This window comes from uncultured Microbulbifer sp., from assembly GCF_947489355.1.
Lineage (GTDB): Bacteria > Pseudomonadota > Gammaproteobacteria > Pseudomonadales > Cellvibrionaceae > Microbulbifer.
Window position 1 is genome coordinate 1 of record NZ_CANLDD010000215.1, and the last position, 315, is coordinate 315.

General features: G+C 53.3%; 1 pseudogene. It reads right to left on the reverse strand.

Features of this window, described 5'->3' with window-relative positions:
- Positions 1-79: 79 nt before the first annotated feature.
- Positions 80-315, reverse strand: a pseudogene (locus Q1A48_RS21515) (transposase); the annotation flags it as partial.

Sequence of the window (315 nt, forward strand, 5' to 3'; positions counted from 1 at the left end):
TTACTCATTGAACACCTCTGTCTCAGGCAGCGACTTTACCACCTAAATTGGTGTCCGGGATTAGTAGACCACTACAGCCTTTGATTCCACGATTGTAAAGATCGGTCAGAACGCTCAGCCAGTGGTGCGCGCCCTCCTGGTCAGACAGGTAGAGGCCCAACAACTCTTTCTTGTCTTCGATGTTCAGGCCAAGAATGGTGTAAGACGATCTGTGGCTCGAAGGTGCCGGCGCGGTCCTGTGGTGTCTGCAGCTCGAAGCTGCCCGTCGGGCTTTTCATGGTCTTGGATGTATGGCCATTTTTGCGGTTGGGCTTG